Source organism: Clostridium neuense, from assembly GCF_045310695.1.
GTDB classification, from domain to species: domain Bacteria; phylum Bacillota; class Clostridia; order Clostridiales; family Clostridiaceae; genus Clostridium_S; species Clostridium_S neuense.
Genome location: NZ_JBJIAA010000003.1, coordinates 90,621 through 111,209 on the forward strand (window position 1 = coordinate 90,621; position 20,589 = coordinate 111,209).

The following is a 20,589-nucleotide window of genomic DNA, read 5'->3' on the forward strand; positions in this document are numbered from 1 at the left end:
AATCTCGAGCAGCTACTTCACGGATTATTCTCATCTATCAGCTCATAGGTAAAAGTTACCTAGCTGCTGGAATTAGCACCATGTACCTATATATGTACTGGTTGCTGGGCTTCAAAGGGCCAGTCCCTCAGCCTCTCTTGATAAGATTGTAATTAAAATTTGATTTTATTATATTAGTTACAGTTACAAATGTCAATATAGGGGTAGTACCTGAAAAGTTTAAAATGTATTTTTGAAGTCTTACAAGTAAGCTAGAAAGGTTAAGAGCAGAGAGTAGAGAGTAAAGAGTAGAGTGAAGGAGGATTTACCTTTCGTTTCTCTCAGGTAAATCTTACTACTTATAAGTGTCGGCTGCGCTGAGCAACTTAAAAGATTCATGCCTAAAATTCCGTAGGCACGGAGGAATTTTTTCCTTGAACCACCGTGGGAGCAAATTAACAATGCTGAAGGAACAGTTTAAAAAAATTCTAATAAATCTTGGTGAAAAAATCATAAAACACTTAGATATTTCAATTGCTTGAGCATTTTTCCAGCGAGTATAAACATATACGAGGCTTGGGCTAATATATAGATGACTAATACAAGTTAAAGAAGGATAATGGGATTACATCCCAAGCCCCGTATATGATCGTTATCCTTCTTGAACTCAAAGCAAGCACTATTTTAAAATATACACCAAGATTTATAGAAGGTTTTTAATGTGATGAAGCATTGTTATTTCACACTTTTTTAAAACTTTATGAATATAGATGATAAAGTTAAAATATATATTTGGTATAAAGATTATATTTGTGACTTGTAATTTTTAAGTTTTGATTGGGAGGTGCGTTTATGGATTTTAAGGAGCTAATAAAACATGATAGGGAAAACTCAAATAAGATTAAATTTGAAGGTACATTTCTTGAATATCTTAATATAGTTAAGGAAAATCCAGATGTATGTAAGCTTGCGCATAAAAGGATATATGACATTATAAAAAGTAGAGGATTCGAGGTGCTAAAGCCTGAGGAAAATCCAAGGATAAGAAAAATATATGGTAATGAGCCTATAAAAAGATATGACTTTTTTAAGCATGATTTCTTTGGAATAGATAAGGTTATAATGAAGCTTGTAAACTATTTTAATGCTTCCTCCATGAAGGGTGAAGAGGCAAGACAAGTACTTTATCTTGTTGGACCTGTTGGAGCAGGAAAGTCATCATTAGTTGAAGCTATAAAAAAGGCACTTGAAGTTTCGGAACCTGTTTACAGTCTTGAAGGATGTCCTATGAGGGAGGAACCACTTCATCTTATACCAAAGCACTTAAGGAAAGAGTTTGAAAGAGAACTTGGTGTAGAAATTGAAGGTGACTTGTGTCCTGTATGTAAGTATAGGCTTACACATGAATATAATGGTGAGTATGAAAGATTCCCCGTTACAACTAGTGGTTTTTCAATAAGGTCAAGAAAGGGAATTGGAGTAGTCCCACCAGTAGATCCTAATAACCAGGATACTTCAATTTTAACTGGTTCTATTGATATATCCAAAATGGACTTATATTCAGAGGATGATCCTAGAATATTCTCACTAAATGGAGCTTTCAATGTTGGAAATAGAGGTATGGTAGAGTTTATAGAAGTATTTAAGAACGATGTTGAATATCTTCACACTATAATAACTGCAACTCAGGAAAAATCTATACCATCACCAGGAAAAGGTGCAATGATATATTTTGATGGTCTCATTATAGCTCACTCAAATGAGGCAGAGTGGAATAAGTTTAAATCTGATCATACAAATGAAGCTATACTCGATAGAATAGTAAAGATTGAAGTCCCATATTGTCTTGAGCTTAGCGAAGAAATAAAAATTTATGAAAAAATTCTTAAAAAGAGTAATTTTAAAGCTCACATAGCTCCTCACACCTTGAGTACAGCAGCTATGTTTGCAATACTTTCAAGACTTAAACCTTCTTCTAAGGTTGATCTCATAACAAAACTTAAAATATACAATGGTGAGGATATAGTAGAAAATGGTACAACTAAGAAAGTCGATATAAATGAGCTTAGAGAAGAAGCTGGAATAATGGAAGGTATGAATGGAATCTCAACAAGATTTATAGTGAAAGCAATAGACAATGCACTATCAAGTTCTGAATACGACTGTATCAATCCACTTAGTATAATGGAAAGCATTATAAAATCAGTAAAGGAGCTTGACATAGCAGAGGAGGAGAGAAAGAAATATCTTGGCTTTGTTCAAAATATAATAAGAAAAGAATACAATAAAATACTTGAAAAAGAGATAACAAAAGCATTTATAGAAAGCTATAGAGAACAAGCGGAAACCTTGTTTAATAATTATCTTGATAATGCAGAAGCCTTTGTAAATAAAAATAAAATAAAGGATAAATCTACAGGTGAAGAACTTAATCCAGACGAAAAATTCATGCGTTCCATAGAGGAACAAATTGGAATCTCGGAAAGCTCTGCAAAAGGCTTTAGAATGGATGTAACCTCTTACATGTTCTATGTTGTAAGAAATGGCGGCAGTATAGCTTATGATGCATATGAGCCTCTTAAGGAAGCAATAGAAAAGAAACTTACAGCATCTGTAAAGGAACTTTCAAGAATTATAACTAAATCCAGAGTTAGAGATAAAGAGCAGAATGAAAAATATAATTCAATGGTTGAGGAAATGAAGAGAAATGGATATTGTGATTATTGCTGTGATGTAATTTTGAAATATGCAGCCAACAACTTGTGGAAGGATTGATAGTATGGCTATATTTAGAGATTACAATGTTAATCCAACGGATCATGATAGGACTATAGGAGATAGAAGAAGGCATAGGGAACTTGTTGAGAAGGCTATAAAGGAAAATTTAGCTGATATTTTATCAGAAGAAAGTATTGTTGGTCAGGGAGCAAACAAGAAAATTAAAATACCAATAAGAGGACTTAAAGAATATGAATTCATATATGGAAAAAATTCGCCAGGAGTAGGAAGCGGAGATGGAAGCGAAAAAAGAGGAGATAGTCTTGGAAAAGAAAAAGTAAAAGCAGGTAAAGGGAAAAAAGGAGCAGGCAATGAAGAGGGGGAGGACATATACGAAACAGAAGTTACTATAGAAGATGTAATAAACTATTTGATTGAAGATCTTAATTTACCTAATCTAGACAAGAAAAAGTATTCTGAAATAATAACTGAAAGTTCTAAGAGGATGTCTGGCTACCAGAAGTATGGCATAAGACCAAGACTTGCAAAAAAGAAAACTGTAATTGAAAAGTTAAAAAGAGAACAAGGGAGAAAAAGGGCTATACGTGAAGCAGACCTTAAGGAGGATAAAGGGAATGATAGGTTTCCATTTAGAGAGGAAGATTTAAGATATCATAAAATAAAAGAAAAACCTAAAAAAGAATGTAATGCGGCTATAATGTGTATCATGGATTGTTCAGGCTCAATGGATACTACAAAAAAATATCTTGCCCGTTCCTTCTTTTTTATATTATCTAGATTTATAAGGCTTAAGTATGTTAGTGTTGAAATAACTTTTATATCTCACTCTACAGTTGGGCATGAAGTAAATGAAAATGACTTTTTCCATAAGGTAGAGTCTGGAGGAACCTATATATCAAGTGGAATAAATAAGGCACTGGAAATAATAGAAGAAAGGTATAACCCAGATATTTGGAATATATATGGCTTTTATGTAAGTGACGGCGATAACTTCACAGAAGATGATGAGAGGGCATTAAAAGCTTTCAATGATCTTTGTACTGTATGTAATATGGTGGGTTATGCTGAAATTTTGCCATATACTTATTCTGGGACTATGAAGTATAAGATTGATTCTAATATGAATAGAAAAAATTTTATATCTGCAACAATAAAGAACAAAGAAGATTTATGGCCGGTATTAAAAGCAATGTTAATAAAGGATTTGAAGGAGGGAGAGTCATAGAAAATTATACTTTAAAGGATCTAGAGAAGTGGAATGAAAAGATTGAAGAAAAAGTAAAAGAAGAAGGACTTGATTATTATGAACAAGAGTTTGAGATTGTAAGTTATAATGATATGCTTTCCTATGAAACTTATACAGGTATGCCATCTAGATATCCACATTGGAGTTTTGGAAAGGCATATGAAAAACAAAAGACCTTGTATAATTACGATCTTGTTGGACTTCCTTATGAAATGGTAATAAATTCGAATCCATGTCTTGCATATTTAATGAAAGAAAATACCTTTTTACTTCAGATATTAACTATGGCGCATGTTTACGGCCATAATGATTTTTTTAAGAATAATAGACTTTTTACATTGGGAACTGATGCCAGCTATACCTTACAAATGTTTAAGAATGATGCTGATATAATACGAGGATATATAAAAGATCCATCCATAGGAAATGCTAAAGTAGAACATATCTTGGATGCAGCTCATGCAATAAGATATCAAACTTCAAGAGTAGTAGGTATTAAAAGGCTGTCAGATAGCCAGATAAAAAAGAATATTATAAATGATTTTAATAAAGAAATAGATAATAGGGATCCATATGAACCTATAAAAGAAAGAAAAGAACCAAATTTAAATAAGATTCCTCTTGAACCAGAGGATGATCTTGTTTATTTTATTCAAAACCATGCTCGGCTTGAAGAATGGGAAAGAAACGTAATAGAAATTGTTAGAAAAGAAACCTTTTACTTCATACCACAAATAGAAACTAAGATAATGAATGAAGGGTGGGCAAGTTTTTGGCATTATACTATACTAAATGAGCTGAATCTACCAGAAGGACTTCATCTTGAATTTATAAAAAGACACAATGATGTAATCGCACCACTTTTTGGCTCATTAAATCCATATTATCTTGGCTTCATGCTTTTAAAGGATATTGAAAAAAGATATGGAAGAGAAAAAATCTTTGAAGTTAGAAAAATTGAAAGAGATGAGTCATTTATAAGAAGATACCTTACAAGAGAAATATGTGAAGAACTAAATTTGTTTCAATATTCAAATAAAAATGGGGAATATACTATTGATGATGTTGCTGATGAAAAAGGATGGATAAATATAAGAAATTCAATTTGTAATTCTTGTGGTATGAATAATATACCGCTTATACGTGTAATAGATATGTCAACTAAGGATAATACACTTACTTTAGAACATGTTTATGATGGAAGAGAATTAAATCTAAATTATGCCGAATCTACACTTAAGTATATAGTTGATTTGTGGAAAGGGAAAGTTGTGCTGATAACGAAATTAGAAGGAAAAGAATATAGGATAACCTGTGATGAATCAAAGAGGATTTTTGAAGCTTAATTAATGAAGAAGTTAAATATATTTTTTTATGTTTATTTGATGAATACACAGCTAATAAAAGAGTAAGAATTTAACTTGTTTTTCTTACTTTTAATAAAAACTTGATGCTGGGAAATTATTTTAAGGATATTTTCCTAGCATTTTACCTAATTTCATAATAATATTAAAATGTCATGAATTTTATTACATATGATGATATAATTAACATGTACATAATTGTTAAAACAGTGATTTAAAGTATGTAGTAGTTTGAAAAATACATATATAAAAGGAATTGGTTAGGAAAAAATTAGGAGTGTGATTGTTGTGGTAGGAATAGTAATAGTTTCTCACAGTTTTAATCTTGCGATTGATATAAAAGAGTTATCAAAGAAAATTGCTTCTAATGCCAAGATAGCAGTAGCAGGTGGTACGGAGGATGGTAGGTTTGGAACAGATGTAAAAAGAATTATTGACGCGATAAATGAGGTCTATTCAGATGATGGTGTTATAATAATATTTGATATGGGTAGTGCATACATAAGTGCGGAAATGGCAGTTGATTGCATTGATGAATGTAAAAAGAATAATGTTGAGATTGTTGATACAGCACTTGTAGAAGGTTCACTTACGGCAGCAGTAGAAGCTGGAATAGGAAAAAATAAAGAAGAGATTATGAAAAGCTTGAAAACAATGTGCTTAAATAAAACACCATAAATAAAGTTTATACATAGTGTAATCTAAATGAAGAATGCTTCAATGAGGAAATATGCAATTATTTAAGAAGAATATTGGGTAATTAAGTTTAAAATACTGAAGTTAAAAAGTAGAGAGAATATTTATCGTTAAAGGTAAGTTAGAGGAACGGATTAAATTTATAAATTAGAAAGACTGCTAAAAGTTGATACTTTAGCAGTCTTTTTTATATTCTAATTAATAAAATTAAGTATTGTATTAATAAAGTTAATATATAAATTAACTTTATTAATACAAAAAATAATTTTAATAAATATTTTTAATATAATACTTGAAAATATTAAATGATAATGTTATATTATATTCATAGGAAGGAAGTGGTAGCTTGGCATATAAAATTTTAAATAAATGCCCAGTGTGCGGCGGAAAGCTTCATATAACAAAACTTGAATGCAGCAAATGTAATACTGTAATTGAAAATAAATTTGAACTATCAACTAGATTTGAATATCTAACTAGTGATCAACTAAACTTTGTTGGTACTTTTCTCAAAAATAGAGGCAATATAAAGGATGTTGAAAAGGAACTGGGAATATCGTATCCAACGGTTAGAGCAAAGCTTGACGATGTTTTAACTGCTCTTGGATATAATGTTCAACAGGCTGCCTCAAATGTTGATAAAAAGAAAGTTATAGATATGCTAGATAAGGGAGAAATATCTCCTGATGAAGCAATTAAAATGTTAAATGAATAATAAATTGGAGGTTTTTAATATGAATGAAGAAATATCAAAAATTTTGAAAATGGTTGAGGATGGAAAAATAACTGCAGATAAAGCACAGGAGCTTATAGAGGCTATTGGTAATAAAAGCACAAATACAAGTGTTCAATTGGTTGAAGATGATGACATAATGAATAAAATGCTTAAGGTAAGAGTCAATTCACATGATGGTGATGTAGTAAACGTAAATTTGCCTGTTAAATTTATAAAAACTACGTTAAAAGCTGTTGGTAAGATTCCGCTAGATACCTATGCTAAAGGAATGGAAAATGTTGATTTAAATCTTATAGCTGATGCTATTGATAATGGAATTTCAGGGAAAATAGTAGATGTAAAAGCCGCTAATGGAGATATTGTAGAAGTTACAATTGAATAGGAGTGACACAGATGCGCGTATATGTTAAAGCAAAAGGAAGAAAATTTTTTATTCCTGTTCCACTTTGTATTGCTAATTTAGGAATATCAATCATGCAAAGTTCACTTGTACAAAGGCACATACCAGAAAAAGATAGAAAATATGTAAATATGCTTGATTATAATGCTCTAAGAAAATGCATTAGCGATTTGAGAGAGTATAAAGGATTAAAGCTTGTAGAAGTTAAGGCAAAGGATGGAACGGAAGTTACAGTAATAATTTAAGGAGATAGTGTATGAAGGATAAAAGAAATTTTATATTGTATTTAATGGGAAGATTTATATCCTTTATAGGAACGGGGATTCAGCAGATAGCAATTCCTCTTTTTATACTTGATTTAACACATTCTGGCGTGCTTATGGGGGTGTTTTCAGCACTTAATTTAGTCCCTAATCTTATAACCTCCCCTTTTGCAGGCATATTAGGAGACAGAAAAGACAGAAGAAAAATAATGGTTGCTACCGATTTTGGAAGAGGAATACTAGTATGTATGCTTGGCTTTTTAGCCTTTGGTGGAAGTCTTAATATTTATATTTTATTTGGAGTTCAAATTTTAATATCAATTATGGACAGCATATTTAATTCATCTTCAAGTGCGATTATAGCAGAATTACTTGATGAAGATGAACTTATGAGAGCAATGTCTGCAAGAGGTGGCCTTGATGCGATTTCTATGATAATAGGACCTGCACTTGGAGGTATTATTTATGGATTATTTGGAATAAAAACTGTATTTTTTATAAATGGCATTTCGTTTATTTTATCGGGAATAATGTCTGCCTTGATGATATATGTTTGTAGAAATAATAATAATGAAAAAATGACAATAAAGGCATTCTTTCATGAAAATGGAGAAGTATTAAGTTTTATGAAAAAAGACAAGGGTTTAATGCAGCTAGCTGTCTTTTGCATGATATCAAATTTACTTGTAGCACCATTCATGGATATAGTTATGCCATATGTAATTAAAAAAGGCATTGGATTTACGTCACAGCAGTATGGTTATATGATGGCCACTTTTACTTTTGGTGTATTAGTTGGAAATATAGTTTTGGGGATATTTTCTAAAAACTTAAAAACAAAGCTTATAATCAACTTAGGCTTGTTTATAGAAGCAATAATGTTTTTTGTCTTAGCAATAACTGTTTTCCCGATGCAAGTAAAGCTATTTGGAGGACCTTCCTGGATATTATTTGCAGTCCTTTCAGTCATATGTTTATTCATAGGAGCTTTTAACGCCTGTGTTAATACACCACTCCAAACTAATCTTCAAAAAATGGTTCCAAATGATATGCGTTCAAGGTTTTTTTCACTTCTCGGAATATTTTGTCAAGGTGCAATTCCTTTAGGTTCTATAATATATGGAGTTTTGCTTGATAGGTTTAAGTATAATTATATTTTACTTGTGGTTGTGATATTGAATACTTTGGTTACTTCCATATTTGTAATTAGGGCAGTTGATGAAGTATACGAACCAAAAACTGAAGAAGTAATAGTATTTGAGAATGTTAAATAAAAGCCATAAATCTAAGAGTCTAAATCTTAAAATTCTAAGAACTTTAAGATTTAGACACTAAGATTTATTGGCTTTTATTTAAATCATTCTTTCAATGCTATTATTTCTTCTAAACAGAGTTTAAGGAATATTTTCCTCCGTGCCTACGGAAAATAATTGACGCATTAGTCTTATAGTGGTACGCTGATACAATATATAATTTTGCTTTCGGAGGTGAAATGCTATGAGACAAGAAGAAGCTGTTAAAAAAGTTTATTCTGAAGTCATGAAAGACAAGCTAGTAAAGGCAGTATTTTTAAAGGGGTCTATTGCACGAGGGGAGTGCGATGAATACTCAGATGTAGATTTTTACTGCATGGTAGATAAAGAGAGAAGGGAAGAATTTTTAAGTAAAAGAATACTGTATTTGAAAAGCTATAAGCCATTAATTTATTATTCAGAAGAAAATTTTGTAGCACCTCAAATTGTAGCAGTCTTTGAGGATGGACTTCATTTTGACTTATATACTGTTACAAAGGAAAGTCTTCATTGTACAGATGAAGTAAAGGTTCTTTATGACCCGGCAGAGTTACTTAAGAATTATAAAAATGAGAAATTCCTATTAAATAATGAAGAAATAGCAAAATATTTTGATGAGATAACGTTTATGTTATTGGAATTTGAGGCTGCTTATATGAGAAATGATTTGATATGGGCTTCAAGACTTGGAAGCCATATTAGCGGTTATTTGTCAATAATATTAAGATATATTTATGATAAGGACAATGCAAGGCTCGGATTAAAAAGGCTTTATAAAAAGATGGATAGCAGTATGTATGAAAAATATAAAAATGCTGTTGACTTATTAGGACCCACCTATTTGCCTGAAGGTGTAGTTTTATTGTGTGAAATATCAGAGGAAATACTAGGAAAGTTGCCAGAAGAAATTCTTGAGAGGATAAATAAAAAGTTTTTTTACTTTATGTTTAGTAAAATAAAACAATTGTCTAAAGAGGATTAATGTTACAAATATAATTGACGTAATATTTTGTCAAAAGTATAATGACTTTATATATTGAGTATTGAAGGTGAATTTAAATGTATAGCGTTGATTTAAATAGTGATTTGGGAGAAAGCTTTGGAGTATATAAAATAGGACAAGATGATAAAATATTAAAATATGTTACATCTGTTAATATAGCCTGTGGTTTTCATGCAGGAGATCCTTCTGTAATGCATAAAACCGTTGAATTAGCACTTTTAAATAAAGTAGCAATTGGGGCACATCCGGGGTTTCAAGATCTAATTGGTTTTGGAAGACGAAACATGTCTGTTACACCTAAAGAAGCTTATGACATAATGGTATACCAAATAGGGGCTTTATATGGATTTGTCAAAGCAGAAGGAGGAACAATGCACCATGTAAAACCTCACGGTGCACTGTATAATATGGCTGCAAAGGACAAAGCTTTGGCGGAGGCAGTTGCGGAAGCTGTATATAAGGTTGATTCGGAACTCATTTTATATGGACTTTCTGGAAGTGAAATGATAAAAGCTGGAGAGAAAATTGGCATTAAAACCGCCAGCGAAGTATTTGCAGATAGGACTTATCAAATGGATGGAACACTTACTCCAAGAAAGCAAAGTGATGCTATGATAACAGATCAAAATGAAGCGGTATTAAGAGTTGAGAATATGATTAAGAATAAAAGGGTTATGTGTCAGCAGGGTGAGGAAATAAATATAAAGGCAGATACTGTATGCATTCATGGTGATAGTTTAAGTGCTCTTGAATTTGCCAGTAAGATAAACAGTTATTTAAAAGAAGCAGGAATTCTAATTGCAGCGAGGTTAAGATATGAGTAAAGATAAAATAACTGCAGAAATATTTTCTATTAGTGAAACTTCAGTTCTAGTTCAGTTTGGAAGTGAGATTAATAAAGAAATACATATGAGAGTAAAATCTTTTACAGATTATCTTGATAAAAATCCAATTAAAGGGACGCTTGAGTATATACCTGCATTTACAAGTGTTACAATTGTTTATGATCCTATAAGAGTTAAAAAAGCATATGGAGATATAGAAAGCTTTGCGTATAAAATAATGCAAAACAAGATAAGCGAAATTTTAAATAATGTGGTTACTGCAACAAGAGAGAAGTATAGAATTATAGAAATACCAGTTTGCTATGGAGGAGAATTTGGACCAGATTTGGAGTATGTAGCTTCTTACAACAAAATTTCTGTGGATGAGGTAATTAAGCTTCATTCGAATGTTGAATATTTAGTGTATATGATAGGTTTTGCACCTGGCTTTCCATATTTGGGTGGCATGTCACAAAAAATATCTACCCCGAGAAAAAAGTCACCGCGTACATCTATACCTAAAGGATCTGTTGGCATTGCTGGTATGCAAACGGGAATTTATCCAATAAGTACACCGGGTGGATGGCAGCTTATTGGAAGTACACCTATAGAACTTTTTAGACCTGAAGATGATCCTCCTAGTCTTCTTAGAGCAGGAGATGTAGTTAAATTTATTCCGATTTCCTATGAAGAGTATGAAGCATATAAGGAGGCAGAGGTTTGAGTTTAAAGATTTTAAAGCCGGGACTACTTACTAGTATTCAGGATTTAGGTAGAAAAGGATATCAAAAGCATGGAATTATAGTTAGCGGTGCTATGGATACATATGCCCTGAGAATTGCAAATATTTTAGTTGGAAATAAGGAAAGTGAAGCAGCAATTGAAATCACACTTCTTGGACCTTCTATAATTATTGAAGGAGGAACTCTCATTTCTATAACAGGTGGAAATTTATCGCCTACAATTGATGGTAAAGAAGTACCAATGTATAGACCTGTTTATATTCATAAAAAAAGTATTCTGAAGTTTGGAAATTGCAAATCCGGCTGTCGTGCATATTTAGCGGTAGCAGGTGGATATGATGTTAGAGAAGTTATGCACAGTAAAAGTACATATATGAGAGCAGGAATTGGAGGGTTTGAAGGTAGAACATTAAAGGAAGATGATGTAATTAAACTTAATCCGTATAGTGAATTATCGAAAAGAATAATAAGTTCCTTGTATAAGGAAAATTTAAGTTCATCATTTACATATTCAAATTGGTATTTAAAAAAGGAAAATTATCGCTACAGCCATTTTATAAGGGTTATTCGTGAAAGGCAATTTGATGAATTTACGGTTGAAAGCCAGAAGAGTTTTTTCTATAATAAATTTCAAATTAACATGCAATCAGATAGAATGGGGTACAGGCTTGATGGAGAGAGCTTGAAATTAAAAAGAAAATTTGAGATGATTTCAGAACCGGTTTCTTTTGGTACAATTCAAGTGCCTCCAGATGGAAAACCAATTATTTTGCTTGCAGACAGGCAAACTACAGGTGGGTATCCAAAGATTGCTAAGGTTATAGATATAGATATATATAAGGTGGCTCAAGGAAAACCAGGAGAATATTTTAGATTTAGGGAGATTTCTTTAGAAAAAGCTGAAGAGTTATATATTAATAGGGAAAAATGCATTAATAAGCTTAAAGCAGCAGTTAAATTAAAAGTATAGAATAATATACATAAGGATAAAACACCTTGAAATTTTAAATTGGAGTTGATACATATGTTGCTTATAAAAAATGGTAAAGTACTTACAATGACAGGTAAGGACTATGAAAAAGGATGTGTACTTGTAAAAGATGGCAAAATAGTACAAGTAGCTGAAAAAATCGAAGAGACTTCTGATATGGAGGTAATAGATGCTGATGGCTGCACCGTAATGCCTGGTATCATTGAAGCTCATTGTCATATTGGAATTAGTGAAGAGGACAAGGGGTTTGAAGGAGAGGACTGCAATGAAATGACAGATCCAGTTACTCCACAGCTTAGAGCACTTGATGCAGTAAATCCAATGGACACTGCTTTTGAGGATGCTGTAAAAGCAGGAGTTACAGGAGTTATGACAGGACCTGGAAGTGCAAATGTAATTGGTGGACAATTTGTATTTATGAAAACCAGTGGAAAATGTATTGATGATATGGTTGTTAAGGAACCTGCTGCAATGAAAATTGCTTTTGGAGAAAATCCAAAGAGAGTGTACAATTCAAAAGGGAAAATGCCATCAACAAGAATGGCAACAGCTGCACTTTTAAGAGAAGCTTTAACAAAAGCTAAATTCTACAAGGCTAAAAAAGAAAAAGCACTAAAAGATGGAGAGTTGTTTGAAGAGGATTTTAAATTAGAGGCACTCATTCCTGTGCTTGAAAGAAAGATACCTTTAAAGGCTCATGCACATAGAGCAGATGATATTTTAACAGCTATAAGAATAGCAAAAGAATTTAACGTTAAAATGACACTTGATCACTGCAGTGAAGGACAGTTTATAACTGAAAAAATAAAAGAGACAGGTTTTCCTGCACTTATTGGACCAACTCTTACTGCAAGATCAAAAATAGAGGTTAAGAATAAAACTTTTAAAACACCGGGAATACTTGCAAAAGCAGGAATTAAGGTGGCTATAATAACAGATCATCCAGTGGTACCAATTGGTTACCTTCCAATATGCGCTGGTTTTGCAGCAAAGAATGGTCTTGGAATTGAAGAAGCTTACAAGGCTATAACTATAAATGCGGCAGAAATTTGCAATGTTTCAGATAGAGTTGGAAGTTTAGAGCCAGGCAAGGATGCTGACATAGCTATTTTTACGGGAAATCCAATGGAAGTATTTACAGAAACTAAATACACTATTATTAATGGAAAAGTAGTATACAGAGCGGAGTAACAATGCTTCGTCACATTAAAAAAATTCTATAAATCTAGAATAAAAAAATCCCAAAATTCTAAGATGTTTCAATAACTCGCCTTTGGCTCAAACAGATTGAAACATCTAAGAATTTTAGGATTTTTTTATTAAGATTTATTAGAATTTTTTTAAACTGTTCCTTCAGCATTGTTACTCCGCTCCCACGGCAGTACAAGGAAAAAATTCCTCCGTGCCTACGGAATTTTAGGCGGGAATCTTTGTAGGAATATCATAAAAGCTTAATATGTTTCAATAACTCGCCTTTGGCTCAAACAATTGAAATATCTAAGGATTTTAGGATTTTTTTATTAAGATTTATTAGAATTTTTTTAAACTGTTCCTTCAGCATTGTTACTTCGCTCCCACGGCAGTACAAGGAAAAAATTCCTCCGTACCTACGGAATTTTTGGTGTGAATTTTTATAGTTCATTATTTTTATTGACAAAATTATTGAAAGGCACTACTATTATCTTAACTGGAAACTTAAAAAACAAAAATAGTTTCTAAAGTACAAATGAGGTGATGATTTTGAAAAAAGATAAAATATTAAAAAATGGAATGCTTCCAGTTTTAATGATTAGCTTAGTTTTGGGGATTAGGCAGATGGCAATGACAATGGTAGCTCCTTTTATATCAACTTATAGCAAAACGCTTAGTTTTTATACTCCAATGCTTGCTGGTATAGCACTTGGAATTTTTGGACTTACTCAAGCAATTTTTCAATTTCCCTTTGGAATGCTTAGTGATAAATTTGGAAATAAAATTATGATGATTATTGGGCTTTGTGAGGTTATAATTGGCTTATTTATAGCATTTTTAGCAAGAAATATTTATGTGCTTATTTTTGCTAGAGCACTTCAAGGAAGTGGAGCTATAATAGGAGTTGGTTATTCTTGGGCTTCAGAGGTAGTTAATAAGGAAAAAAGAACAAAGGCTTTGAGCATTCTTGGTACTTTTGTTTCAGCAGCGGCAGCGTTAGCATTTGCACTTGGACCTTTATTACATGAATTTATGTCCGTTAATATGATGTTTTTAATTTGCGCAATATTGCTTTTGATTAATGGAATTTATATAATTTTCTTTTTAAAGGATAACAGAAAAATTAATATTAGTAATGCTAACGTTACGACATCTGAAAGTTTAAAAATATTATTTAGAAACAAATCTTTTATAATAAATAATATTGCAGCATTTATTAATAATTTTATGATGATGTCAGTTTTTTATTTAGTGCCTGTATATCTTAATAATGTGACTGGAGAAAAGGGTACCTGGAAAGTTTTTTTGCCAGCAATATTTGTTGCGGTTATAGTAATGAAAATAGCAGTTGGTTTTGTAGAAAAGGGTTATAATAGAGAAGTAATTATAGCTGCCTTTCTTACAGCAGTTGTAAGTATATGTTTTTATTTTAAAAATAACTCATATATTTTTTTGTTAATTGGAACTACATTATACTTGAGTGCATATGTGACACTGGCAACTATTTTAGCTACTGATGTTAATAATTCTGTTGAAAATAGCTATAGGGGAACTGCAAATGGAATTTTTAATTCATTTCAATATATAGGTAATTTTGTTGGACCAGTGGTTTGTGGAATGTTTTTTTCAATTTCGCAAGACCTTACATGGATAATAGTTATAGGTGTTGGCATTTTAGGATTGTTAGTGGTATCTTTAAATAGGGCATCTTCAAAAAAGTAATAAGTCCATTTAGCGGCTAATTTCGCGTAATATTTCGTCAACTGAACCCGCTAAGACTGCTTAGTATTAACGAAACCAGTTTCCTTGTATTACACAAAATTATCTCGCAACATGGAATTATTATTTTCTTTCAGATGCCTAAGGAAAAAGAAGTGGAAGTGAAAGTATGAAGGAAAGAATTTTAGATGTGGCAGCTGAAAAAATAAATTCATATGGGCTTAAAAAATTTACAGTTGACGAAATTGCTGCGGAACTTAAGATTAGCAAAAAGACTATTTATAAATATTTTAAAAGTAAGGATGACATGATTTTACAATACTTTGAAGCTATTATTTCATCGGATAAAGAAAGTGTTGAAAAAACATTGAGAAGTAACAGCGAATTCTTAGAGAAAATTCATCAGATTGTTTATTCAAACCACAAATACAAGCTGCCAATTAAGCTTTTAAATGAAGCAAAGCTATTTTATCCAGAAGAGTGGAATGAAATTGAGAAATTAAAGAAATATAAATTAAATGTTATAAAAAAGCTATTAGAGGAAGCGGCTTTAGAGGGTAAAATAAATTCTGAGGTTAATCTTTCAGTACTTTCCAAGATGCTTGAAAAAATTAGTGATACGTTTGTTGATTATGATTTTTTAATTGGAAACAAGCTTAAAACAACTGAAGCTATTGATGAGGCATTTAAAATTATATTATATGGGATATTAAATAAATAGTTATAAAATTGAGCAAGAAATGTCAGACATCTATAATTAGATTTGTGTATACTTATATTAAATATATATGTTGAAGTTGTCTATAAATTTTAAGGGGTGATACAATGAGTTTAGTACCAATGGTAATAGAACAAACCAATAGAGGAGAACGTTCCTATGATATTTTTTCAAGGCTATTAAAGGATAGAATAATAGTTTTAAGTGGAGAAGTAAATGATGAGGCTGCAAGTTTAATTGTTGCTCAATTGTTATTTTTAGAAGCGGATGATCCAGAAAAGGATATTAATTTTTATATAAATAGTCCAGGAGGTTCTATAACAGCAGGACTTGCGATTTATGATACCATGAATTATATAAAATGTGATGTTAGTACAATATGTGCAGGACTTGCTGCTAGTATGGCTTCTTTTTTACTTACAGCTGGAACTAAAGGAAAACGCTTTGCACTTCCTAACAGCGAAATTTTAATACATCAGCCACTAGTAAGTGGAGGAATGCAAGGACAAGCTACGGACATAAAAATACACACAGATTGGCTTTTGAAAATTAAAGATAAGATGAATAGAATATACAGTGAAAAAACAGGTCAGCCCCTAGAAAAAATCCAAAAAGATGTAGAGAGAGATTACTTTATGGATGCAGATGAAGCTAAGAAATATGGGCTAATAGATGACATTTTAATTAATAAGTAAGGAGGCTATATTTTGGATTATAGTATTGAAGTTCAAAAGGCTATTGATTCAATTGAAGAAAATTTGGATGATGATATAAAATTAAAGGATATAGCTAAAAAAAGTCATTTATCGGAATTTTATTTTCATAGACTTTTTCATAAGATTACGGGAGAAACTGTAATGGGCTATGTTAGAAAAAGAAGGCTTTCTAAGGCTGCTTATGATTTAAAGAATACTGAACTTAATATACTTGATATTGCTGTGAAATATCAATTCAGTTGTGGTGAATCTTTTGCAAGAGCTTTTAAGAGAATGTATGGAATTACGCCATATGAATATAGAAGATCTAATAAAGCTATAAATTTATATAAAAAGATAAATATATTTAGAAAAAACAATGCTTCTATGCTTATGGCAGCATAAATAGTTGACAGTTTAAAGTGGGAAATTTATAGTTAGAGATTGAAGGTTAAGAGTTGTTGAATTAAGAAAGTTATTTTGAATGAATTTTAAAGTCTGGTGACGTTAATGAAAGTATTAATAATTGGTGGTACAAGATTTATAGGTACTTTTGTAGTTGAACTTTTATTAAGTAAAGGTCATGAACTTGCTTTATTTCATAGAAAGAAATTAAATAATGATGCTTTAATAAATGCTAAGCATATTTATGGTGATTTCGAAAAGGTTCAAGAAAAAATTACTGAAATAAGAAAATTTAGTCCGGATATTGTTTTAGACATGATTGCAAAAACAGAAGAACATGCAAATAGACTTATAGCTTTATGTAATAAAATAAATTGTAAAAAAGTTGTTGTAATAAGCAGCGGTGATGTCTACAGAGCATATGAAAATATAATTGGAATAAAGAAAGGAAATATTCAGCCTGTTCCAATAAAAGAAGGGGATGAGCTTAGAACTATATATTTTCCACTAAAAAGCTTTAATATGGGAAAAGCAGCAGATAAGTACGAAAAAATATTTGTTGAAAAAGTAATCACAAAAAATTGTACAAATTTGGCTTGGTGTATTTTAAGGCTTTCAGCGGTATATGGACCTCGTGATTATCAAATGAGGATGTTCGAATATATAAAACCAATGGTGGACAACAGACCATATATTCTAATTGACGAGGGATTGGCAGAATGGGTGCAATCAAAATGTTATGTAGAGAATGCTGCTGAAGCTATTGTAATGGCTATTGAAGATAATAAAGCAGAAAATCAGATATTTAATGTTGCAGAGGAAGCTTCAAGGTCAGAGTTAAAGTGGATTGAAGAAATTGCTAGAGTTATGAATTGGAATGGCAAAATTATAAAGGTACCAAGTGGAAGGATTTTAGATCATTCTGAATTTAATACAGAGCAAAATTGGATTATGGATACTTCAAAAATACGAAAAAATTTTGATTATAGTGAGAAAATTTCCTTTGATGAAGGACTTAAAAAAACAATAGAATGGGAACTTGGAAGTAAGTATAAAGAAGAAGCAAGTAAGAGAATTAATTATGAAAATGAGGATAATATCTTGAAAAAAGGCTAAAAATATAATTTTATTTTTGGTCTTTTTTTGTATGATGGGTAATTTTTTCTTGTACGAATATAAAAATAATAGATGGGTATCATAATATTGAAGTTAACAAGCTATAAATATTTATAACTTATTAGCTTCAATTATAATTTTACTAAAAAGGAGTAGATAAACTATGGATAAAAATAAGAGTGATTTACAGGAAGCAAGAGAATTAAATAAGCAATCAGCACAAAAAGCAGGTTCAGCTAGTAGTGGAATGAGTAGTTCAGTAGGATCAACAAGTTCAAGTTCTTCTAATGCTGATTTACAAGAAGCAAGAGAATTAAATAAAAAATCTGCAATGGGTAGCTCATTTAGCAGTGGAGTAAGTGGTTCTGGAATGACAAGTTCAGCTTCTTCTTCAGCTAGCGATTTACAAGAAACAAAGGAATTAAACGCAAAATCAAGATCAAAAAAGGGTATGCAATAAACTGTTAGTATAGGAATAATAACATTAGCCGTGATGGTACTAAGCTAATGTTATTATTTTTTTATTTTAATAAGATTATTATTTAGAGTTTTCAAATTCGTTTATAATATAAGAAGAAATATCATCTAAGGCTTCATTTGATTTGTTTGTAAGTTTACTCATTGTGATAAATCCATGAGGAACGCCTTTATACTCATTAAGCTTTACTTTAATACCTGAGCTTTTTAACTTATTTCCATAAGCAATGTCCTCATCACGTAGAGGGTCAATTTCGGCTGCGATGATAAGAGTATCTGGTAACTTACTCAGATTTTTAGCTAAAAGTGGAGAAGCATAAGGAGTTTTTCTTTCTTCCTTTTTTGGTACATACAATGATATATATCTTTGCATATCTTTAGTTGAAAGGTTAATGCTTTTAGAAAAATATGACCAGGATTTACTGTTTAACTTATAAATATTTGTAGATGGATATATTAGCACTTCACAAGTTATAGATGGACCATTTTTATCTCTTGACATTAAAGAAACTGCAGCAGAAAGATTTCCACCAGAACTGTCTCCTGAAATAGCAATATGTTTTTTGTCTCCATTTATATTCCCGGCATTTTCATAAGTCCACTGAAGGACAGAGTATACATCATTAACAGCAGCAGGAAAAGGATTCTCAGGAGCAAGGCGGTAATTCACTGATATAACTATTGCTTTTGTTTTATTTGATAGTTTTCTACAAACACTGTCATGGGTGTCAACACTTCCTGAAATCCAGAAGCCTCCATGAGAATAAATAATTATAGGAAGCTTATCTTTAGCTTCAGGCGTATATATGCGAACGGGAATTTTGTGGGAATTTATACTTATAACAGTATTTTTGATATTGGAAAACGGTATAGTTGTATTTGATTTATTTGACTGACGGTCTAAGTATTTTCTGGTTTCTTTTATTGAGTTATAATTGCCTGGCCTGGGATTGATTAACTTGTTTAACTCCAGATTTAATGCCACATACGTATTAAGCCTTCCATGGCCGGTTTCTGTTAAATTTTTAATAATGAAAAAACACACTATAACAAGGAGAAATGCAATGATTGATAGTATTTTAATTGCTTTTTTCATTTTTGCTACCTCCAAATTACATATAAATTCTGTACTTATGAATGTATTTTTTACTAAGTACAATTTAATATGCATATTAAAATTTAGAGGATAGAGCATATTAAAGTTTATTTTTTTCCCTAATTTCAGAATTACCAGTTACGTCTAAACTATCTTTATATTCGACTTTTTCAATGTTGCAGCTGTCGCCAATGGTTATTTTATTTCCACGAACTATTTTGGCGTTGGTATGTTCAAGATAGATATTATCGCCTTCAATGGTCTCAACTGTAAGGCCGCTGGATGAACTTGAAAGCATGCCCTTAATAATGTGCAATATCGAAGATGAAATGTCTGAAGAATATCTAATGTCTATATTTTGTCCTACGATTTCACATGCAGTGCAGTAATCGTATATAGTTATATTTATCTCATCTGCATTTAAAGTGCCACCAATGTTGAAGCTGCCTTTAGAGGAAAATTTATCACATTCGCAGTCCTTTTCTATTTTAATGCCCCCAGTTAGATTTATTTCTCCTCCAATAATTTTACCACCTGAACTAAATCCTCCTGATATATTAAGCTTAGAAACTTTTATATCACCACTAGTGCTTCCACCGCCGCTTATAGTAACCTCATCGCCTTTTAAATTTCCGCTTAGTTTAGATGCTCCGCTGCTTTTGAAGATTTCAGTATCTATATTACCTGTTGAACTAAAGCTGCCAGAGGTTAATAATTGCTTTGATGTAATATTTCCTTTAACGCTGCAAGCACCGCTGGTTTTCATAAAATTGCAATCAATATCTCCATTGATCTGGCATCCACCGCTTAATTTAACTTCATTATAAAAACCTCCGCTGGCAATTCCAGCACCAGATAATTTTAAATTTACTCTTTTATTTTCCATTATAAAAATC

General features: G+C 31.4%; 21 protein-coding genes and 1 riboswitch. Of the genes, 19 read left to right on the plus strand and 2 right to left on the minus strand.

Annotation, left to right across the window (positions count from 1 at the left end; genetic code table 11):
- Positions 1–27: 27 nt before the first annotated feature.
- A riboswitch (SAM riboswitch) is annotated at positions 28–147 on the minus strand.
- Positions 148–831: 684 nt separating this feature from the next.
- The 19 genes from ACJDT4_RS04235 (at position 832) to ACJDT4_RS04325 (ending at position 18,580) form a co-directional block, all read left to right on the plus strand.
- Positions 832–2,754: a PrkA family serine protein kinase gene (locus ACJDT4_RS04235; protein ID WP_406786290.1), complete on the plus strand. Its 1,923-nt coding sequence runs from the start codon at positions 832–834 to the stop codon at positions 2,752–2,754.
- Positions 2,755–2,758: 4 nt separating this feature from the next.
- A complete protein-coding gene (gene yhbH, locus ACJDT4_RS04240; protein ID WP_406786291.1) occupies positions 2,759–3,943 on the plus strand; it encodes a sporulation protein YhbH in 1,185 nt (394 codons plus the stop codon).
- Positions 3,889–5,310: a SpoVR family protein gene (locus ACJDT4_RS04245; RefSeq protein WP_406786292.1), complete on the plus strand. Its 1,422-nt coding sequence runs from the start codon at positions 3,889–3,891 to the stop codon at positions 5,308–5,310. Before yhbH ends, ACJDT4_RS04245 begins: the two co-directional genes overlap by 55 nt.
- A 306-nt stretch (positions 5,311–5,616) precedes the next feature.
- Positions 5,617–6,006, plus strand: a complete 390-nt coding sequence (dhaM, locus tag ACJDT4_RS04250) for a dihydroxyacetone kinase phosphoryl donor subunit DhaM (RefSeq protein WP_406786293.1) — start codon at positions 5,617–5,619, stop codon at positions 6,004–6,006.
- A gap of 364 nt (positions 6,007–6,370) precedes the next feature.
- Complete coding sequence (locus ACJDT4_RS04255) at positions 6,371–6,739, plus strand: DUF2089 domain-containing protein (protein WP_406786294.1); 369 nt, start codon at positions 6,371–6,373, stop codon at positions 6,737–6,739.
- Between the two features lie 19 nt (positions 6,740–6,758).
- Entirely contained in the window at positions 6,759–7,142 is a 384-nt protein-coding gene (locus ACJDT4_RS04260) for an SHOCT-like domain-containing protein (RefSeq protein ID WP_406786295.1), read from the plus strand.
- Positions 7,143–7,153: 11 nt separating this feature from the next.
- Positions 7,154–7,405 (plus strand): hypothetical protein, encoded by a 252-nt coding sequence (locus ACJDT4_RS04265; RefSeq protein WP_406786296.1) that lies wholly within the window; start codon positions 7,154–7,156, stop codon positions 7,403–7,405.
- Positions 7,406–7,416: 11 nt separating this feature from the next.
- A complete protein-coding gene (locus ACJDT4_RS04270; protein WP_406786297.1) occupies positions 7,417–8,697 on the plus strand; it encodes an MFS transporter in 1,281 nt (426 codons plus the stop codon).
- Between the two features lie 223 nt (positions 8,698–8,920).
- Entirely contained in the window at positions 8,921–9,697 is a 777-nt protein-coding gene (locus tag ACJDT4_RS04275; RefSeq protein WP_406786298.1) for a nucleotidyltransferase domain-containing protein, read from the plus strand.
- Between the two features lie 77 nt (positions 9,698–9,774).
- Entirely contained in the window at positions 9,775–10,542 is a 768-nt protein-coding gene (locus ACJDT4_RS04280; RefSeq protein WP_406786299.1) for a LamB/YcsF family protein, read from the plus strand.
- Entirely contained in the window at positions 10,535–11,266 is a 732-nt protein-coding gene (gene pxpB, locus ACJDT4_RS04285) for a 5-oxoprolinase subunit PxpB (RefSeq protein WP_406786300.1), read from the plus strand. Before ACJDT4_RS04280 ends, pxpB begins: the two co-directional genes overlap by 8 nt.
- Positions 11,263–12,255 carry a 5-oxoprolinase subunit C family protein gene (locus ACJDT4_RS04290; protein ID WP_406786301.1) on the plus strand — a complete coding sequence of 331 codons (993 nt, stop codon included), beginning with the start codon at positions 11,263–11,265 and terminating at the stop codon, positions 12,253–12,255. Before pxpB ends, ACJDT4_RS04290 begins: the two co-directional genes overlap by 4 nt.
- Before the next feature lie 54 nt (positions 12,256–12,309).
- Complete coding sequence (locus ACJDT4_RS04295; RefSeq protein WP_406786302.1) at positions 12,310–13,467, plus strand: amidohydrolase; 1,158 nt, start codon at positions 12,310–12,312, stop codon at positions 13,465–13,467.
- Between the two features lie 549 nt (positions 13,468–14,016).
- Positions 14,017–15,189 (plus strand): MFS transporter, encoded by a 1,173-nt coding sequence (locus tag ACJDT4_RS04300; protein WP_406786303.1) that lies wholly within the window; start codon positions 14,017–14,019, stop codon positions 15,187–15,189.
- Positions 15,190–15,355: 166 nt separating this feature from the next.
- On the plus strand, positions 15,356–15,907 hold the full coding sequence (locus ACJDT4_RS04305; RefSeq protein WP_406786304.1) for a TetR/AcrR family transcriptional regulator: 552 nt from the start codon (positions 15,356–15,358) through the stop codon (positions 15,905–15,907).
- A 104-nt stretch (positions 15,908–16,011) separates the two neighbouring features.
- Positions 16,012–16,599: an ATP-dependent Clp endopeptidase proteolytic subunit ClpP gene (clpP, locus tag ACJDT4_RS04310; protein WP_406786305.1), complete on the plus strand. Its 588-nt coding sequence runs from the start codon at positions 16,012–16,014 to the stop codon at positions 16,597–16,599.
- A gap of 12 nt (positions 16,600–16,611) precedes the next feature.
- Positions 16,612–17,004 carry a helix-turn-helix transcriptional regulator gene (locus ACJDT4_RS04315; protein ID WP_406786306.1) on the plus strand — a complete coding sequence of 131 codons (393 nt, stop codon included), beginning with the start codon at positions 16,612–16,614 and terminating at the stop codon, positions 17,002–17,004.
- Positions 17,005–17,109: 105 nt separating this feature from the next.
- Positions 17,110–18,120 carry an NAD-dependent epimerase/dehydratase family protein gene (locus tag ACJDT4_RS04320; RefSeq protein WP_406786307.1) on the plus strand — a complete coding sequence of 337 codons (1,011 nt, stop codon included), beginning with the start codon at positions 17,110–17,112 and terminating at the stop codon, positions 18,118–18,120.
- A gap of 163 nt (positions 18,121–18,283) precedes the next feature.
- Positions 18,284–18,580, plus strand: a complete 297-nt coding sequence (locus ACJDT4_RS04325; RefSeq protein ID WP_406786308.1) for a hypothetical protein — start codon at positions 18,284–18,286, stop codon at positions 18,578–18,580.
- Between the two features lie 78 nt (positions 18,581–18,658).
- Here ACJDT4_RS04325 and ACJDT4_RS04330 read toward each other — a convergent pair whose 3' ends face one another.
- The gene (locus ACJDT4_RS04330) at positions 18,659–19,693 is read right to left on the minus strand and encodes an alpha/beta hydrolase (RefSeq protein ID WP_406786309.1); all 1,035 of its coding nucleotides are present in this window, start codon (positions 19,691–19,693) and stop codon (positions 18,659–18,661) included.
- A 100-nt stretch (positions 19,694–19,793) separates the two neighbouring features.
- Positions 19,794–20,579, minus strand: a complete 786-nt coding sequence (locus ACJDT4_RS04335; protein ID WP_406786310.1) for a cell shape determination protein CcmA — start codon at positions 20,577–20,579, stop codon at positions 19,794–19,796.
- Positions 20,580–20,589: the final 10 nt, after the last annotated feature.

Coding starts and splice junctions, on each gene's coding strand:
- ACJDT4_RS04235 (WP_406786290.1), top strand. CDS start 832: ATGGATTTTAAGGAGCTAATAAAACATGATAGGGAAAACTCAAATAAG.
- yhbH (WP_406786291.1), top strand. CDS start 2,759: ATGGCTATATTTAGAGATTACAATGTTAATCCAACGGATCATGATAGG.
- ACJDT4_RS04245 (WP_406786292.1), top strand. CDS start 3,889: ATGGCCGGTATTAAAAGCAATGTTAATAAAGGATTTGAAGGAGGGAGA.
- ACJDT4_RS04260 (WP_406786295.1), top strand. CDS start 6,759: ATGAATGAAGAAATATCAAAAATTTTGAAAATGGTTGAGGATGGAAAA.
- ACJDT4_RS04265 (WP_406786296.1), top strand. CDS start 7,154: ATGCGCGTATATGTTAAAGCAAAAGGAAGAAAATTTTTTATTCCTGTT.
- ACJDT4_RS04270 (WP_406786297.1), top strand. CDS start 7,417: ATGAAGGATAAAAGAAATTTTATATTGTATTTAATGGGAAGATTTATA.
- ACJDT4_RS04275 (WP_406786298.1), top strand. CDS start 8,921: ATGAGACAAGAAGAAGCTGTTAAAAAAGTTTATTCTGAAGTCATGAAA.
- ACJDT4_RS04280 (WP_406786299.1), top strand. CDS start 9,775: ATGTATAGCGTTGATTTAAATAGTGATTTGGGAGAAAGCTTTGGAGTA.
- pxpB (WP_406786300.1), top strand. CDS start 10,535: ATGAGTAAAGATAAAATAACTGCAGAAATATTTTCTATTAGTGAAACT.
- ACJDT4_RS04295 (WP_406786302.1), top strand. CDS start 12,310: ATGTTGCTTATAAAAAATGGTAAAGTACTTACAATGACAGGTAAGGAC.
- ACJDT4_RS04305 (WP_406786304.1), top strand. CDS start 15,356: ATGAAGGAAAGAATTTTAGATGTGGCAGCTGAAAAAATAAATTCATAT.
- clpP (WP_406786305.1), top strand. CDS start 16,012: ATGAGTTTAGTACCAATGGTAATAGAACAAACCAATAGAGGAGAACGT.
- ACJDT4_RS04320 (WP_406786307.1), top strand. CDS start 17,110: ATGAAAGTATTAATAATTGGTGGTACAAGATTTATAGGTACTTTTGTA.
- ACJDT4_RS04325 (WP_406786308.1), top strand. CDS start 18,284: ATGGATAAAAATAAGAGTGATTTACAGGAAGCAAGAGAATTAAATAAG.
- ACJDT4_RS04330 (WP_406786309.1), bottom strand. CDS start 19,693: ATGAAAAAAGCAATTAAAATACTATCAATCATTGCATTTCTCCTTGTT.
- ACJDT4_RS04335 (WP_406786310.1), bottom strand. CDS start 20,579: ATGGAAAATAAAAGAGTAAATTTAAAATTATCTGGTGCTGGAATTGCC.